The 16,951-nt window shown below is 70.1% G+C and carries 14 protein-coding genes; 9 read left to right on the top strand and 5 right to left on the bottom strand.

Annotated features, from left to right (window positions below):
* The first annotated feature begins 21 nt into the window (after positions 1-21).
* From KCH48_RS36835 to KCH48_RS36845, 3 genes are all read left to right on the top strand, one after another.
* The gene (locus tag KCH48_RS36835; RefSeq protein ID WP_210581542.1) at positions 22-1,005 is read left to right on the top strand and encodes a winged helix-turn-helix domain-containing protein; all 984 of its coding nucleotides are present in this window, start codon (positions 22-24) and stop codon (positions 1,003-1,005) included.
* 9 nt (positions 1,006-1,014) lie between these two features.
* Positions 1,015-1,521, top strand: a complete 507-nt coding sequence (locus KCH48_RS36840; RefSeq protein ID WP_210581544.1) for a glutathione peroxidase — start codon at positions 1,015-1,017, stop codon at positions 1,519-1,521.
* An 83-nt stretch (positions 1,522-1,604) separates the two neighbouring features.
* A complete protein-coding gene (locus tag KCH48_RS36845) occupies positions 1,605-2,492 on the top strand; it encodes a MerR family transcriptional regulator (protein WP_210581545.1) in 888 nt (295 codons plus the stop codon).
* Between the two features lie 4 nt (positions 2,493-2,496).
* On the opposite strand, the gene KCH48_RS36850 is transcribed toward KCH48_RS36845, so the two are convergent.
* The 3 genes from KCH48_RS36850 to KCH48_RS36860 form a co-directional block, all read right to left on the bottom strand.
* Positions 2,497-3,369 (bottom strand): hypothetical protein, encoded by an 873-nt coding sequence (locus tag KCH48_RS36850; RefSeq protein WP_210581547.1) that lies wholly within the window; start codon positions 3,367-3,369, stop codon positions 2,497-2,499.
* Positions 3,370-3,523: 154 nt separating this feature from the next.
* Positions 3,524-5,368, bottom strand: a complete 1,845-nt coding sequence (locus tag KCH48_RS36855; protein WP_210581549.1) for an MFS transporter — start codon at positions 5,366-5,368, stop codon at positions 3,524-3,526.
* A gap of 207 nt (positions 5,369-5,575) precedes the next feature.
* On the bottom strand, positions 5,576-8,635 hold the full coding sequence (locus KCH48_RS36860; protein ID WP_210581623.1) for a D-alanyl-D-alanine carboxypeptidase: 3,060 nt from the start codon (positions 8,633-8,635) through the stop codon (positions 5,576-5,578).
* 225 nt (positions 8,636-8,860) lie between these two features.
* Between KCH48_RS36860 and KCH48_RS36865 the strand changes: the two genes are divergently transcribed.
* From KCH48_RS36865 to KCH48_RS36875, 3 genes are all read left to right on the top strand, one after another.
* Positions 8,861-9,619 carry a GPP34 family phosphoprotein gene (locus KCH48_RS36865; protein ID WP_210581551.1) on the top strand — a complete coding sequence of 253 codons (759 nt, stop codon included), beginning with the start codon at positions 8,861-8,863 and terminating at the stop codon, positions 9,617-9,619.
* A 356-nt stretch (positions 9,620-9,975) separates the two neighbouring features.
* Positions 9,976-10,833, top strand: coding sequence for a helix-turn-helix transcriptional regulator (locus KCH48_RS36870; protein ID WP_210581553.1), 858 nt, complete (start codon positions 9,976-9,978; stop codon positions 10,831-10,833).
* 219 nt (positions 10,834-11,052) lie between these two features.
* Positions 11,053-11,262 carry a DUF397 domain-containing protein gene (locus KCH48_RS36875; protein ID WP_210581554.1) on the top strand — a complete coding sequence of 70 codons (210 nt, stop codon included), beginning with the start codon at positions 11,053-11,055 and terminating at the stop codon, positions 11,260-11,262.
* Positions 11,263-11,370: 108 nt separating this feature from the next.
* Here the strand turns inward: KCH48_RS36875 and KCH48_RS36880 are convergent, their stop codons facing one another.
* A complete protein-coding gene (locus KCH48_RS36880) occupies positions 11,371-12,210 on the bottom strand; it encodes a hypothetical protein (RefSeq protein WP_210581556.1) in 840 nt (279 codons plus the stop codon).
* A gap of 75 nt (positions 12,211-12,285) precedes the next feature.
* On the opposite strand from KCH48_RS36880, the gene KCH48_RS36885 reads away from it, so the two are divergent.
* Together KCH48_RS36885 and KCH48_RS36890 are read left to right on the top strand one after the other, a co-directional pair.
* A complete protein-coding gene (locus tag KCH48_RS36885) occupies positions 12,286-13,071 on the top strand; it encodes an SDR family oxidoreductase (protein WP_210581558.1) in 786 nt (261 codons plus the stop codon).
* Positions 13,072-13,218: 147 nt separating this feature from the next.
* Positions 13,219-14,793, top strand: coding sequence for a sodium:solute symporter family protein (locus KCH48_RS36890; RefSeq protein WP_210581561.1), 1,575 nt, complete (start codon positions 13,219-13,221; stop codon positions 14,791-14,793).
* 99 nt (positions 14,794-14,892) lie between these two features.
* Here KCH48_RS36890 and KCH48_RS36895 read toward each other — a convergent pair whose 3' ends face one another.
* Positions 14,893-16,008 carry an ADP-ribosylglycohydrolase family protein gene (locus KCH48_RS36895; RefSeq protein ID WP_210581626.1) on the bottom strand — a complete coding sequence of 372 codons (1,116 nt, stop codon included), beginning with the start codon at positions 16,006-16,008 and terminating at the stop codon, positions 14,893-14,895.
* 462 nt (positions 16,009-16,470) lie between these two features.
* Here KCH48_RS36895 and KCH48_RS36900 point away from each other — a divergent pair, with 462 nt between their 5' ends.
* Entirely contained in the window at positions 16,471-16,932 is a 462-nt protein-coding gene (locus KCH48_RS36900; RefSeq protein WP_210581563.1) for a prevent-host-death family protein, read from the top strand.
* The last annotated feature ends 19 nt before the right edge of the window (positions 16,933-16,951 follow it).

A 16,951-nucleotide genomic window follows, 5' to 3' on the forward strand; every position in this document is an offset into this window, starting at 1 on the left:
ACGCGAAAGGTGGCGCACTCCATGGGCTGGTGGCAGATCAACGCCGACACCCTCGCCCGCAGCCGCTTCGTCCTCTCCCCGCTCGCCGAGACCTTCGCGAGCCTGAAGCTGCTGCACGCGGGCACGGCCGCGCACCCCGGCGAACGTGCCTGGCTGGAAGCCCATCTCCCCGCCTACCAGCAGCACTTGGACACGGACCCCGTCACCGCACTCCTCATCCGCTCCGGACTCGGCCGCAGCTGGATCGCCGACTTCCTCACCCCCACTCCACGCGACGGCGAGACCTTCGAGGAGGGCCTCGCCCGCGTCCGCGCGGCCCGCCCGGAGGACGCCCGCGCGCACCTGAAGATCTCCCTCGCTGGTCCCCTCCCCACCGCCCTCGACCGCGACGACCTCCCCGACCGCGCGGCCGACCTCCTGTCCTACGTCTGGACCGAGACCGTACGGCCGTACTGGCACCGGCGCCGGCGCATCCTGGAGGCCGACGTGATCGCCCGGCTCGCCCAGGTGAGCCGGGGCGGCTGGGCAGCCGTACTGGACGGGCTGCGGCCCGGGACACGCTGGCTCGGCGACAGCCGGTTCCAGGTCAACCTGCACGAATATCCGCCCCGCGAGATCTCCGGCGCGGAGCTGGTGTTCGTGCCGGTGACTCCGAAGGCGGGCTGGGTGTCCTGGGCGGAACCCGAGCGCCGGTACGCGGTGATCTACCCGTGCCGGGGCGCCCTGGCCGACGTATCGGACAGACCTCCGCCCGCGAGCCTCGGCGCGCTGCTCGGCACCGCGCGGGCCGCGCTCCTGGTCCTGCTCGACTCCCCGCTGAGCACGACCCAGCTCGTCGTCCTGACCGGCCAGGGCCTCGGCTCGGTCGGCCGCCATGTGAAGATCCTGCTGGACGCGGGGCTGGTGGAACGGCGCAGGGCGGGCCGGTCGGTGCTGTACTCGCGGACGGCGGCCGGTGAGGTTCTCGTCGAGGCCCAGAACGGTGCCGACACCTGTCGCGGTTAGCATCCGCTCATGACTACTGACACCACCGGCAATTCCGTACTCGACGTCGACATCGCTGCGCTCCAGGGCGGTGCGGCCGACCTCGGCCAGTACAAGGGCAAGGCCGTCCTCATCGTGAACGTGGCCTCCAAGTGCGGGCTGACCCCGCAGTACGCGGGCCTGGAGCGGCTCCAGGAGCGTTACGCCGCGCAGGGCTTCACCGTGCTCGGCGTGCCCTGCAACCAGTTCATGGGCCAGGAGCCCGGAAGCTCCGAGGAGATCGCCGAGTTCTGCTCGGCGACGTACGGCGTGACCTTCCCGATGACCGAGAAGGTCGAGGTCAACGGTGACGGCCGGCATGCGCTGTACGAGCGCCTCACCGGCTTCGCCGACGCCGAGGGCCACACCGGCGACATCCGCTGGAACTTCGAGAAGTTCCTGATCGGCCGGGACGGCGAGGTCGTAGCCCGCTTCTCACCGCAGACGGAGCCGGAGTCGGCGGAGGTCGTTGCGGCGGTGGAGGGGCAGCTGGCCTGAGCGACGGTTCCGGCAGCGCCCTCTTCTTGACCTTGCCCTTGGGGCAAGGGTGAGCGTCCTTGTCACCGGGCGGAAGGCGCCCGGTGACGGAGGATGACGTGGTGGACGACGAACTGCTCACCATCGGGGCGTTCGCCGCCAAGGCCCGGCTCTCGGCCAAGGCCCTGCGGCTGTACGACCGGCTCGGACTGCTGACCCCGGCCCAGGTGGACGAGGCCAGCGGCTACCGCTACTACCGCGCCGACCAGGCCGAGCGCGCCCGGCTCGTGGCCCTGCTGCGGCAGCTGGACATGCCGCTCGCCCGGATCGCCGAGATCGTCGAGGCGGCCGACGATGGCGAGGCCGCGCGACTGCTCGCCGCGTACTGGGCGGACGTAGAGGCGCGGGTGGCGGGGCAGCGGACGCTCGCCGAGTACCTCCGTGGACGACTGTCGGGGAGGAGCTCCGAGATGTACGGGAAGTTCGAGGTCGAGACGGTCGACGTACCGGCGCAGGTGGTGATCACCGAGACCAGGCACACGCTGGCGGACGAACTGCCGGCGTGGATCGGCGCCTCGCTGGGGCGCCTGGAGGCGGCCTCACGGGAGTGCGGGGGCATCACGGCGCCGCCGTTCGTCGTGTACCACTCCGAGGTGTCCATGGAGAGCGACGGGCCCGCCGAGGCCTGCGTCCCCGTCGCCGACGAGACCGCGGCCCGGGCGTGGGCCGAGGCACAGGGGCGGGCCTGGGAGACCAGGGTCCGGGTGGACCCCGCAGCGCGGTTCGCCTACACCCGGATCACCAAGGCGCAGGTGGCCTACCCGCAGATCATCGCCGCGTTCGAGGCGGTGGAGGAGTGGATCGCGGCCCAGGGGCTGGAACAGGCGGGCCCCTGCCGTGAGGTGTACTTCGCCGACTGGGATGCGGCGGGGGCGGAGGATCCGGTGTGCGACATCGCGTTTCCGGTAAAGGTGGACGCGAAGGATCGCTGAGGGCTCAGTGCCTCGCAGGGCCGAGCGGCCGGCCGGTGAACGCGTCCAGCAGGACTCGGTCGCCCACCGGCCGGTCCAGCTCCACCGTCTTTTCCTGGGCGTGCAGGCTGTCCTGGCACAGACCGTCGTCCGTCCCGACCATGTACCCCGACAGCACCACACTGCCGTCCGTCTCGAGTACGTCCACGGCGGGCCCGTCGTCGCAGGCCCCATGGTGGGCCACGACGGTCACCGACCGGCCGTTCCCGGCCACCTCGACCACCCCGCCGAGATTCCACAGATCAGCGGAGACCCCCTGCGCGGCCGGACCTATGGGCGGCTTCGGGACCTTCGACGGGCCGATGGCGACCCGTTTGAGCGGGGTGTCGTAGCCCTCCAGCGTGAACAGCCAGGCCGGGACGGTCGCCGGACCACGGCTCGTGGCCTGGGTCATCTCGCCCAGCTCCGCCCCGGTCACGGTGAGGCGCGGTCCCTCGCCGCTGTTGCGGGCCAGGGTCTCGTACGCCTCCCGCGCGCCCATCAGGTCCAGCGTGAGCGTCTCTCCGCTCTGCCATGTCACCTTGCCGCCCTTGTGCGTCTTGGGCAGTTCGGCGCTCAGGGCGAAGTTCTGGGTGGCGTAGGCCTCCTCGTCCTCCGCGTCGCGCCAGCCGCCCTCGGGCCGCTGGACCGGGCCTTGCATCGGGTAGTAGCCCTTGCTGTACGCATCGGCGGCCGCAGACCCGTCCCAGGCCTCGGCGACTTGTCCGGCGCGCTCCTTCGTGTGCGGTGCCGGGTCCGGCGCCGGGCTGTGGCCTCCGGCCCCACCGGCCGTCTCACTGCCGCAACCGACGACGGCGAACAGGACGAGCGCGACGGTCCGTGTCAGGTGTGTTCGCATGGGTCCCCCAGGGCATGACGAGCGATACACACCTGTGACGCCCGGCCCCCGGCCCGCGTTCGCCTCGTTGTCCTTCCGTTACGCGGGTCCGTCACGTGGGTCCGTCACGTGGGTCCGTCACGCGGGTCCGTCACGCGGGTCCGTCACGCGTGGACTACCTCAGCTCCTCCGGACACGGCGTCCCCCGCGGCACCCCGTAAGGCGCTCCCAGCCGGTAGGTTCCCGCCTTCGGTGCCAGCAGGACCGTCCACTTGTCGCCGTCCGGGTCCTCCTCGGCCTCCATCAGGCAGCCGTTGACGTTGTCGTACGACTTCGGGGCGCCGTCGGGGCGGTCCTTGGAGGCCTCCGTCTCCTGCGGAGCCTCGAGCTTCTTGCCCTCGGCGTCGACGATGCTCAGCCACGGCGAGTACGGGATGCGGACGAGGATGCGGCCGGGCACGGTGACCTTCATGGTCAGCTCGGTCTGCTCGGTGCGCTCGACGACGGCGTTGGGCTCGGCGAGCGGCGTCGGATCGGTGACGCGGAACAGCTGCCAGTTGGCATCGCCCCAGATCTGCTTCAGATACGGCATGCCGCGCTGGACCAGCTCCCGCTCGCGCTCACCGCCGTCGCCGTCCGCCTTGCCCTTGGGCAGCACGACGAAGTGGACGGCCCAGCGCCTGAGCCACTCGTAGTAGTTCGCGGAGTTGAGCGTGTCGTCGTAGAAGAGGGGGTTGCGTCCCATGTCGGCCTGGCGGTTCCAGCCGCGGGCCAGGTTGACGTACGGGGCGAGCGCGGAGGCCTCGCGGTGGGAGCTGGCCGGGACCACCTCGACGCGGCCCTTCTCGGCGCCGACCTCCTGGAGTTCGTTGACGAGCGGCGCCAGCTCGCGGGCCCAGGAGGCGGTCGGGGTCGTGTTCACGACGTCGTCCACGGACTTGAAGCCGATCCACGCGTTGAAGCCGACGGTGACCACGACGAGCGCGTACCACTTGCGGGTGCGCGGCACGGTGAACGGCAGCGCGGCGACCAGCGCCACGCCCGCGAACAGCATCGGCAGCCGGGTGATGTTGGAGCCGATCTGCGAGCTGATCAGCCACACCAGCAGGACCGAGAGCCCGTACACGGCGGCCGTGATCCGTACGGTCTTCCACTCGCGCGGCACGGCGGCGTAGACGAACACCGAGTACAGCAGCGGCAGCGACGCCGAGCCGACGGACATCGGCTGGGTGCCGGAGAAGGGGAACAGCCAGGCGGAGACGGCGACCACGGCCGCGGGCGCGAGCCCCAGCGCCCAGGCGCCCGGCCGGCGCTTCTGCAGGAAGAGGGCCACGGCCACCAGCCCGACGAACAGTCCCGCGACCGGCGACGCCATCGTGGCGAGCGCCGCCAGCGGGGCCGCGCACAGCGCCTTCGCCCAGCGCTTGTAGCGCCAGCGGTACGGCCAGCAGAACACCACCGCGACCGCGCCCAGCGCGAACACCGTGCCAAGACCGAAGGTCACCCGCCCCGAAGCGGCGTTGCACAGAAACGCGAACACCCCCGCGAGCGCGGCCCACAGCGGGTTCTTCACGGACCGGCTGCGCAGCAGGATCAGCGTCAGCAGGCCGGCCGAGATCGTCCCCGCGATCATCATCGACGTACGGACGCCGAAGACGGACATCAGATACGGCGACACCACGCTGTACGACACCGGGTGCATACCGCCGTACCAGGCGAGGTTGTACGCGGAGTCCGGGTGCCGGCCGACGAACTCGGCCCAGGCGTCCTGTGCCGCGAGGTCGCCACCGCTGTTCGCGAACGTGAAGAACCACACGATGTGCAGGGCGCCGGAGAGGGCGGCGACGGACAGGACGGGGTGGCGCAGGAACCGTTCACGGAGGGTCAGGACGGCACGCTTGAGCGCCGCCGTCGCACCATCGTGCTCAGTGTCGGCCTGCGGGGCGGGCACGCGTATTCGCGGGCCTGATCCCGGATCCGGACCGGCGTCGTCTGCGTGTTTCGGCTCCGCAGTGGCCACCTGAAGGCACTCCCCGTGTCCCGTCTTCTGTTCTCTTCAGGACGCGTCCCGTTCCCCGCGCGTTGCCTGCCGCGTCCCTGCGGCTTTTCCGGGCGCGTCCCGTGAGCGGTGACCTGCCCCGATTCGCGACGCTAACACGTGGCCCGCCGCTCGGCTCCCGGGTGGGTGCCGAGCGGCGGGCGACGGCGGAAAACGTCGCGCCCGGGATCAGGCGACGCGCGTGAGCTTGTCCGTGAAGCCCGGTTCGCCGAGGTCGGTCTGCAGCGCCACCGGCACCTCCACGGCGCCGCCCGAACCGTCACCGACGGTGAGCGCGCCCACCTTGGTGCCGGCCTTCGCGGTGTGCGGTACCTCGTCGGAGGCGAAGGACACCTTCACCTTCAGGCCGGCCCAGCCGACCGCGGCGACGTCCTTGGTGACGACGATCGGCGTCTGCCCGCCGAGCTGGTCGTCCACGTACCCGACGACGTCGCCCTTCTTCAGGATCCTCTCCGACGTGATCGCGTCCTGGGCGGCGAGCATCGCTGTTTTGCTGACGGCGTTGACCGTGTCGATGATCGGGGCCGTGTGCTGCCCGAGGATGGCACCGACGACGGTCACCGTCTCGCCTTCGATCTCCTTGGTGGCGGCGTAGAGCAGGTTGCCGCCGGCGGCCGTGGTGGTGCCGGTCTTGATGCCGATGCCGTCGTTGTAAGGGACGAGCTTGTTGTAGTTGTTCCACCGCTGGCCCGACGGGTCGTGCCAGTAGGGCAGCTTGGTGATGTCGACGAGCGCCTGGATCTCGACCAGTTCGTTGCCGAGCTTCACCTGGTCCTCGGCGGTGGAGACGGTGGTCTCCTTGAGCCCGGAGGCGTCGGTGTACGTCGTGTTCTTCATCCCGAGTTCCTTGGCGGCGTCGTTCATCTTCTCGATGAACGCCTTCTCGGAACCCGCGTCCCAACGGGCCAGCAGGCGGGCGATGTTGTTCGCCGACGGGATCATGATGGCCGACAGCGCCTGCTTCAGGGTGAGCGTGTCGCCCGCCTTGACGGTGTTGAGCGTCGACTCGCCGGCCTGGTTGTAGCCGCCCTCCTTCTCGGCGAGGGCGTCGACCTTGATCTTCGGCCCTTCGTCGCCGGGCTTCAGCGGGTGGTCCTTGAGGACGATGTACGCGGTCATGGCCTTGGCGACCGACCCGATGGCGACCGGCTTCTGCTCGCCGAAGTTCCCCATCGTCCCTATGCCGTTGACGTCCATCCAGCCCTGGCCCTCGCCCGGCCACGGCAGGTCGACCTTGTTGCCCTCGAACGTGTACGAGTCGTCGGCGGTGAGCGCGAGTTCCGGCGTCGGCAGCGGACGTACGGCCTGTACGACCGCAAAGACAACCGCCAGCAGCAAAACCAGCGGCGTCCAGATCTTGACCCGCCGCGCCGCCGTACGCAGCGGCGTCTGCGGAGGCGGCGGCGTGTTCGTCAGCTCCGCCAGCAGATCCAGCGGCGGCTTCGGCGGCAACGGCTGCTGCGTCGTCCGCTCCGGCCCGACCTGCGGCACGGGCGAGGTGGCATCCGGCGTGGCGGGCTTCGGCTCGTCCAGCGGCTTGAGCGCGACGAACCGACTCGTCCGCTCGACGTCGGCCACGGGCTTGCGGGACTGCGCCTCGTCGGGCTTGTCGGCGTCCGTGGGCTCCGGCTTGGCCGCCCCGCCAAACTTCAGCATGGTGGTCGGCTGATCGACAGCGGGCGCGGTGGGCCGCACAGCCTTGAAGACAGCGGTGGGCTGGTCTACGGGGCGCTTGTCGGCCTTGGGAGCGTCCTCGGCGTCGACGCCACCATCACCGGCGTCGGCACCCGGCTCAACGTCGGCGTCGGGCTCGGAGTCGGCCTCACCGTCGGCGTCACCCTCAGGCTCGGCGTCAGCCTTCGGCTCGGAGCCGGAGTCAGCCACAGCCGCATCGTCGGCAGCGCCCTCAGGCTCGGCGTCAGCCTCGGAACCGACACCGACACCGACCGCACTGCCGGCCTCGGCCGCCGCGTCAACGTCGGCATCCGCCTCATCCGCAGAGCCGGCACGCGTCTCACCCTCGACGTCGCCCTCAGACTCGGAATCGGCCTCGGCCTCCGGCGCGGCGTCAGCCTTCGGCCCGGACTCAGCCTCGGAGTCAGCCGCGACCTCACTGCCGGCCTTGCCCTCCGCGTCAGCCTCAGCACCACCCTCGGAACCGGCACCCGTCTCGGCCTCGACGTCGCCCTCCGGCTCAGCGTCAGCCTCGGGTTCTCCCCCGGCTCCACTGCCGGCCTCAGTCTCCGCATCCGCATCGCCCTCGGACTCGGACTCGGCCTCCGGCTCGGCGTCAGCCTCCGCATCGGCCCTGGCCGTCGCGTCAGCCTCAGCATCACCGTCGGCGTCCGCGTCGCCCTCAAGTTCGGCGCCAGCCCCGGAAGCGACCTTGCTCTCCCCGCCGGCCTCGGTTCCGGCGTCAGCCGCCCCAGCGTCACCGGCGGTGTCCACGTCACCAGAGGAGCCGACGCCAGTCTCGGCGTCGGCGTCCGGCTCAGCATCGACGGCACCCTCTGACTCGACGTCGGCCTCCGGCTCCACGTCGGCCCCGGCAGCCACCTCAGCCCCACCAGCAGCCTCGTCACCGCCCTCCGCGACCTCATCGGCGCCCTCGGACGTCGCCACGTCTCTGTCGGCGTCCTCGGCGGCTTCAGACGTCGCCGCGTCTCCGTCGGCGCCCTCGGACGTCACCGCGCCTTCGGTCTCACCCTCGTCGCCCTCGGCTTCCGCGTCCCCTGCCGACGGCTCCTCGTCCGCCGTGGCCACCCAGGCAGCCACAGCCGCCCGCAGCCGGTCGTCACCCCCGGCGCTCACCTCGCCACCACCGACGTCCGCAGCGCTCGCCTCGCCACCACCGGCGTCCGCAGCGCGAGCCTCGTCCCCGTCCGCGGCATTCTCCGCGTCCCCGCCCGAAGAGTCCTCCGGCACGGCGGAATCCGCAGCACCGTCGCCCTCGGCCTCACCGGCCTCACCGGCGGCGCCGTCCGCGTCCCGGACATCCTTCGGGAGGTCTCGTACGGAGAAGATCTTCGTCGCCGTATCCACCCCACCACGCGCCTCGGACGTCGAGGACGAGGACGACCCCGCGTCCCGCGCCACCGCGAGGCGCGGATCCGCGGCCTCGCTCCTGGCTTCGGGAACCGGACCCGCGCTCCCCGACGTCGGTTCTGCCGACGACTCGCGCTTCTTCGACCTGTCGGGGGACTCGCCCGCCACCGATGCCTCCTCCATGCGCCGCACGGAGCCTTCCGTGCGCGTACCGAACCGTGAATCGCCGCCCGGACACAGCATCCCTACCCCTGTCCGAACCATGTACCAGTGTCCTGTGTGCGGGCTTAACCCCTGCGGTAGACGAGAACGACATACCTGCCGGTTCCACTACATTCCGGTCACGCGCTCTCGACAGACCAATGTGAGAGGGGTCACCCTGTCATTCATCCACGCGGGGAGGCATGGATGGGCAGGAGCCGCAGAACACTTCCGGAGGAGCTTCTGCTGCTGGCGTTGGACCCGACCACGGGTACCACCGCACAGCCGCAGTCGCTCGACCTTGGTCTGGCCGGAGCACAGCTAGTGGAGCTGGCGCTGGCCGGACGGATAGCCCCTGACGGGGATCGTATCGCCGTGGTGTCCCCACGGCCGACTGGAGATCCGACTCTGGACTGCGCGTTGGAGTTGCTGCGAAGGCGCGGCGCCCCGGTGCGGGCGGTCCACTGGATTGGCGGGCCCCGACTGGGGCTGCGCCAGACCTATCTCTCGCATCTGGAGCGGTGCGGCATGGTGCATGCCGTGGCGGGCCAGATGTGCGGGGTATTGCCGACGACTCGCTACCAGGCGAGTCAGACCGAGATCAGCCGGGAGATCAGGGCCCGGCTGGACTCCGCGATCCGCACCGGCGTCCCGCCGGACCCGCGGACCGCGGCGCTCGCCGCACTGGCGCACGCGGTCGGCCTCGGCAAGCACCTGTATCCGGGTAATGAGGGACGCTCGTCCCGCTCCCGGCTACGGGATCTGATCAGGCACGACCCCATGGGCGGCCTCGTGGCGCACGCCGTGATGGACGTCCAGAACGGCGTGGCGGCCCAGCCGCGCCGCAGCCCGGCATCATCGGCCGGCCGCCAGGCCGCCCCCGGTGGCAGGGCCGCACCGGAACCCGCCCGCGGTGTTCCGATGCAACCGCGTCGCGGTTCCATGACGCGTGTCGTGGCGCACTGAGCCGCAGTCCCACGGCACGAGCAGCACGACCCGAACCGCCGCAACAACAGCACGACCGCACCACCGCACCACGCACATCAGCGCCGCACCGCATCCCCCGGACCCGGTACGGGAGCCGCTGGACCGCGCGGGGCAATGAGGCCGTACGTCCGGACGACGACGCGGCCTCACCGCCCCGCGCGGCCGTGCGTCGCGGCGCCTGCATGCCGCGCCACCCGGCGCCACCGCGTCCGAACTGGCGCGTACCCGCCGTATATCCACCGTTTCCCAGCGGTAAGAAGCACCTTGGTGGCAGTCTGCTCAGCAGCAGATACGCAAAGTGGCAATCAAGGCACGCAGCCGGAGGTGCACGTCCCGTGGCGTCCAATGTCAATCCCACCGTCAGGCGGCGCCGGCTGGGCCAGGAGCTGCGCAGGCTCCGCGAGCTCAAGGGCATGACGGCCGAGGAAGTGGCGGAAAGACTGCTGGTGTCGCAGTCGAAGATCAGCCGGCTGGAGAACGGCCGGCGCAGTATCAGCCAGCGTGACGTCCGCGATCTGTGCGGGGTCTACGAGGTGGAGGACCACCGGATCGTCGACTCGCTGATGCAAATGGCCAAGGACTCCCGCCAGCAGGGCTGGTGGCATTCGTTCGGCGACATCCCGTACAGCGTCTACATCGGTCTGGAGACGGACGCGGCGAGCCTTCGGGTGTACGACCCGCAGGTCGTCCCCGGTCTGCTGCAGACCCGGACCTACGCGGAGGCGCTGATCGCGGGCGCGCTGCCGGAGACCGCGGCCGCCGAGGTCGAGAAGCGCGTCCAGGTGCGCCTGCGCCGGCAGGAACGAATCACCGCCCCGGACAACCCGCTGCGCCTGTGGTCCGTCCTGGACGAGGCGGCCCTGCGCCGGGTGGTCGGCAACCGCACCCTGATGCGCGAGCAGTTGGAGTACCTGGTCGAGCAGTCACAGCTCCCGCACGTCACCGTGCAGGTGATCCCCTTCGACATGGGCGCCCATCCCGGCCTGAACGGGCAGTACGCGATCCTGGAGTTCCCGGACGCGGCCGATTCCAGCGTCGTCTACATCGAGGGCGTCACCAGCGATCTGTACCTGGAGAAGGCGAACGACGTCCAGAAGTACGCGGTGATGTACGAGCATTTGCGGGCGCAGGCGCTGAATGTGGATCAGTCCCGGCAGTTCATCGCGGACATCGCGAAGGACTACGCCCGCTAGCGGCGAGGAGGGCCAAGGGCCTGAATCCCGCCCCCTGGGCAGAAAGAAGCGCACAGTACACCTTCGCCCGGCCGGGATGGAAGATCCAATGGAATATGCCATCCGGTCGAGTGAATGGTCGCTTCATCAGCCGATGTTGGCGAGTAGCGTCGATCACGCCATCGGCCAACACCGTTGGCGCAATCTCAGCAACTCATCAACTGGCAATGCGGAGCGAACATGGCAATTCGTCAGGGCGCCACGGACACGTGGACCAAGTCCTCGTACTCCACGGGAAACGGCGCGTGCATCGAGATCAAGTCACCGGTTCTCGCGGCCATGGCCGTCCGGGACTCCAAGGTCCCCGAAGGACCCACGCTGGCCTTCCCGGCCGACGCGTGGAACGCCTTCGTGGCTCAGGCCGGCCGGGGAGCTTTCGACCTCGGCTGATGCCGCACCGTCTCCCACAACTCCATAAGCACCACAGGAAGAGCCCTCTCGACTAGCCCGCCGTCCTTGCCGAGGGGGCTCGGCTTATGGTCCCGCGCCTCCTCCTCGCTACCTCAGCCGGTCCACGTACATGTCCGTCCCCGGCACGGTCGGCACGAACGGCGCCACCAGCTCCACCCTCCCCAGTCCCGCCTCCCCGACCGCCGCGTCCAGCCCGGTGAAGTACTCCTCCCAGCACTCCCGCGGGTCCGCCTGAAGGAACCACAGCAGGGTCAGCCGCGTGTCGACGCCCTCGACCTGCTTCACGTACGACATGCGATCCCCCGGCAGCGGGGTCGGCCGGAAGACGGTGACCATCGCCGCCGGGGAGCCCGCGAGCCGCTTCGGCAGATGGCGTGAACGCAGCCATTCCAGCAACTCGGCCCGCTGCCCGGCCGATTCGGCGTCGACGACCTCCACGACCAGTCCGGCGTAGGGGTGGTCGAGGGCGTGATAGTCCCGCGGTCCGGCCGCGCCGTCCCGGTAGACCGTCGCCTCGTGGTCCTGGAACGCCGTGAAGACGTGCGTACGGTCCTGGTAGACGCGGCCGTCGCGGTTGAGGCGCTTGTTGATGCCGACGGTCCACTTCATGTGGTCGTCGTAGCGGCCGTCGGTGATCCAGTACGTCGAGATGTAGCAGCCGGCGGTCACCGGCTGGGCGATCGCCGACTTCTCGGGGTAGCGGAGGAGTTGGAGGTCGCGGGTGGCCACCCAGCGGCGCCCGGCGTACATCCAGGGCATGGCCATCGCGCCGGCGTAGTAGTGATCGTCCTCGTACCAGCGGTTGTAGGCGTACTCGTGGCCCGGATGTGGTTCGACCATGGTGATCAGGGCGTGGCCCGGATGGACCCCGTACGGGCCTACGGCGGCCAGCTCGGCGTAGGTGTCGCTGCGGGTGTCGTCGCTCATGCGGTTCCCCTTTCCTGCGGTCGCCCATACTCTGACGCTCCGTCAGATAGAGCGGAAGAGGCGGGAGGCATCGGGATGTCACTGCTCGCGGGCAAGACGGTCGTCGTGTCGGGAGTCGGGGCCGGGCTCGGGCATCAGGTCGCGGCGGCTGTCGTACGGGACGGGGGCAATGCCGTGCTGGGGGCGCGGACGGAGGCGAATCTGGCCAAGAGCGCCGCCGAGATCGATCCGGACGGGGCGCACACGGCGTACCGGGCGACGGACATCACCGACGAGACGCAGTGCGAGGCCCTCGCCGGGCTGGCGCGGGAGCGGTTCGGGGGGATCGACGCGGTCGTCCATGTGGCCGCGTGGGACGGCTACTTCGGCGGTCTGGAGGATGCCGACTTCGTGACGTGGCAGTCGGTGATCGACGTGAATCTGCTGGGGTCGCTGCGGATGACGCGGGCCTGTCTGCCCCCGCTGAAGGAACGCGGGGGCTCGGTGGTGTTCATCGGGACGCAGTCGGCGGTGGCGGCGCCCTCGGAGGTGCGGCAGGCGGCGTACGCGGCGTCCAAGGGGGCGCTGACCAGCGCGATGTACTCGCTGGCGCGGGAGCTGGGGCCGTATCGGATCCGGGTGAACACCGTGCTGCCGGGGTGGATGTGGGGGCCGCCGGTGCGGGCGTTCGTGCAGTTCGCCGCGCAGACGGAGGCGGTGCCGGAGGGGGACGTACTCAAGCGGCTGTCGGATCGGATGGCGCTGCCGGAGCTGGCCACGGACGGGGACGTGGCCGACGCGGCGGTTTTCCTGTCGTCGGACCGGGCGCGGGCCATCACGGGGCAGTCGTTGCTGGTCAACGCGGGGGAGCTGATGCGCTGAGCCGTTTCCTGGGGTTCATGTCTGTGAACGCAGGTCATCAAGAAGAACATTTTTACTGTGCCTTGACCTGACGCTTGCTTGTCGTGCTCGTGTAAAGACACTCACGATGAGCGGGCCGTTCACATGGCGGACCCTGGAAGGGGGCACATGAACAGTCTCGACTGGGCCGTGCTCATCGGCTATTTCGGTGTGATGGTCGCCATCGGCGTCTGGTCGCACAAGCGCGTGGACAACGTCAGCGACTTCTTCACGGCCGGCGGCAAGATGCCCTGGTGGCTCTCCGGCATCTCGCACCACATGTCGGGCTACAGCGCGGTGATGTTCACCGGGTACGCGGGCATCGCCTACACCTACGGCGTCACCTCCTTCGTGACCTGGTCCTTCCCGATCGCCCTCGGTATCGCCATCGGGTCGAAGCTGTTCGCGCCGCGCATCAACCGGCTGCGCTCCCGGCTGCGCGTAGCCTCCCCGCTCGAGTACCTGAAGAACCGCTACGACCTCAAGACCCAGCAGGCGCTGGCCTGGTCCGGGATGCTGCTGAAGATCGTGGACGTGGGCGCGAAGTGGGCCGCGATCGCCACGCTGCTGTCGGTGTTCACGGGTGTGTCGCTGAACCAGGGCATCCTCATCACCGGTTCCATCACCGCGATCTACTGCACCATCGGCGGCCTGTGGGCGGACGCGCTGACCGAGCTCGGCCAGTTCGTCATCCAACTCCTCGCCGGTGTCGCGATGTTCATCGCGGTGATCGTCGAACTCGACAACAAGGGCATCGGGTTCTTCGGCGCGTGGAACGAGCCGGCGCTCCAGGGCCACGACAAGCCGCTGGTCGGCCCGTACGGCACGGTCTTCCTGCTCGCGTTCCTCTTCATCAAGCTCTTCGAGTACAACGGCGGCATGCTCAACCAGGCCCAGCGCTACATGGCCACGCGCGACGCGCATGAGGCCGAGCGCTCGGCACGGCTGTCGGCGATCCTCTGGCTGGTGTGGCCCCTCGTCCTGTTCTTCCCCATGTGGATGTCGCCGCTGCTGGTCGAGTCGCAGAAGCCGGACGGTTCCGACTCCTACGGCCTGATGACCGAACAGCTCCTCCCGCACGGCCTGTTGGGCCTGGTCATCGTCGGCTTCTTCTCGCACACCATGGCCATGTGCTCCTCCGACGCCAACGCGATCGCGGCCGTCTTCACCCGTGACTGCGCGCCGGTGATCTGGCGCAGGGCACGGACCTGGAGCGAGGGTCAGGGTCTGCGTGTGGCCCGCGTGGCCACGGTCGTCTTCCTGGGCCTGTCCATGGCGGCGGCGACCCAGGTCAACTCCCCGACGTTCAAGGACATCATCACGGTCGTGATCAAGTGGGTGGCCGGTCTGATGGGCCCGATGGCGATCCCGATGATGCTGGGCCTGCTGCGCCCGTTCCGCCGCTCGGGACCGACCGCCGCCCTCACCAGCTGGGCCATGGGCCTGCTCGCCTTCTGGCTGGTCAACTACCCGATCAACTGGAACGTCGAGGGCGGCGTCCCGCTCCAGTACCAGGTGTCGATCCCGCTGGCGGTGTCGCTGGTCCTGTACATCCTCATCGGCTTCGCGAAGCCGGAGGACACCCCGGAGCGGCTCGCCATCATCGAGAAGATCAACACGGACGGGGACGGGGCGGCGGCCGCCGCGGTACCGGCTCCGGCGGGGGCGGGGGACGACGTGGTGCGTACGACGGTGAAGGACTGAGCGCGGCGCTCCGCGGGGTGCGGCGTTTGGCCGTCGTTCGTCTGCGGGTGCGTCGTGGCTGGTCGCGCAGTTCCCCGCGCCCCTGCGGGGCGCTGCTGCTCAGGCCCTCGGATAGCGGGCGATCCACCCCGGGGCCGAGCCGGCCGGACCATGCAGGGCAGGTCCCTGCGTCATCTCCATCGCGAAGTCGTCGGCGAGTTCCAGGATCGTGGGACGGCCCTCCAGCTCGGCCAGCCAGGCCGGGGGGAGGGCCGTTTCGCCGTGCAGGGCGCCCAGCAGCCCGCCGGTCAGCGAGCCGGCCGCGGCCGAGGGCCCGGCCTGGTTCACGGCGAGGCAGAGACCGTGCCGTACGTCCTCCCCCACCAGCGCGCAGTACACGGACGCGGCCAGCAGCCCGTCCGCCGTCCCGTCCCCCGCCAGCTCCTCCACCCGCGAGGGTGTGGGCATGCCCTGCCGTACGGCGCCCAGGGCGTGCTGGAGGGAGTCGGAGACGGGCTGGTGCCCGGGCCGGGCGGCGAGCAGCGCGAGGGCCCGCTGCACGGCGGCGTCGAGGGTCTCGCCGCGGGCCAGGGAGTGCACGATCACGGCGTACGCGCCCGCGGACAGATAGGCGGCCGGATGACCGTGCGTCTGCGCGGCGCACTCCACGGCGAGCTGCACGACCAGCTGCGGCTCCCACCCCACGAGCAGCCCGAACGGCGCGGAACGGGCGGCGGCCTCGGGCCCGGTCTCGCCGGGATTCTTGGGAGCGTCGAGCGTCCCCATGCTGTCGTCCCCGAACCCGACGATCAGGGAGCGCGTCGGATCACGCCGGGCGTACAGCCACTCCTCCCGCGCCAGCCACCCGTCGTCCTTGCGTCGCTCGTCGGGCCCCCAGTCCCGCTGGGTCGCCGCCCAGCGCAGATACGCCCGGTGCAGATCGGTCGGCGGATGCCAGGCGCCGGTGTCGCGGCGCACCTGGGCGCGTATCAGCCCGTCGACGGAGAAGAGACTGAGCTGGGTGAGATGCGTGACGGCTCCCCGCCGCCCGTACCCGACGGCGAGATCCACGAGTCCCTCGGCGCCGTACGCCTCCCGGATCTCCTCACTCCCGAGCGCGTCGACGGGCGCGCCCAGCGCATCCCCCAGCGCCGCTCCGAGCAGCGTCCCACGCACCCGGCTACGGAAGTCCTGCTGCTCGGCACGTCCCCAGACGGCCCCGGCTGCCGCACCCACCAAGACCTCCGTTGGTATCGCCCGCACGTACGACAGCTCAGCACTGTAATCGAACGGGGACGGTGGGTTCAGGGGGCGGATCGGTTTGCGGGGTGTGACCTGGGTCGTCCGGGGTGGTCGGTTATGGGCGGGAACGGCACTCCGCTCACGGACGATGTGCTCCAACTCCCGTACCAGGAAGGTTTTCCCGACTCCCGCATTGCCGTGCACGTGGAACAGGAACCGATGCCGCTCGTCCACCGGCCCGAGTTCGAGGTTCCGCCGGAACGTGGCCCGCTCGTCGCTCCGCCCTACGAACCCGGCCCGACTGCGCTGCCGGATCAGCTCCTGCATCGACGGCCGAGTCGGCCTCATCCGCTCCACCCTCGTAGCCGGTCTGCCTGAATTCTGGCGGAGGCCCCAGCCCTCCGGGCAGCTACTCAGCGATTGACTTCGGAACACGTTCCGAAGTACCGTCGTGCCATGTCCACTCCTACGGTCGCCTTCTCCGAACTCTCGAAGAACTCGAAGCGCGTCGCCGAAACGCTCGACCGGGCTCAGCGCGTCCACATCACGCGTCGAGACGGCGAGGACCTCTACCTGACGACCGCACGCCACGATCAGCAGCGCGAGGAAACGGCGGACATCACGGCCCGTCTCCTTGCCGCCCTCGTCCGCAACGATGCCGGTGAACGGGCCATACTGCGTGCGCTGCCTTCGGTCTTCCCATGGATCCGCCATCTGTCGGCGGACGAGTTGCAGCAGTTCGTGGCCGAACTGATCGACGCCACGTACGACGCGGCCCAGTTGGACGTCCATGCCAATCTCCACCGAGTCGTCGTCGAGTGGCGCGCGACGGCCCGCATCCTCGCCGACCCCGAGCTCACCGCGCAGCTCACCCGTCGGCTGCCGGACGAGGACCACGGCGAGGTGACGGCCCCGTGAGCCCTAAGCGCGGCGACGA

This window comes from Streptomyces sp. GESEQ-4 (assembly GCF_017948455.1).
Taxonomy (GTDB): Bacteria; Actinomycetota; Actinomycetes; order Streptomycetales; family Streptomycetaceae; genus Streptomyces.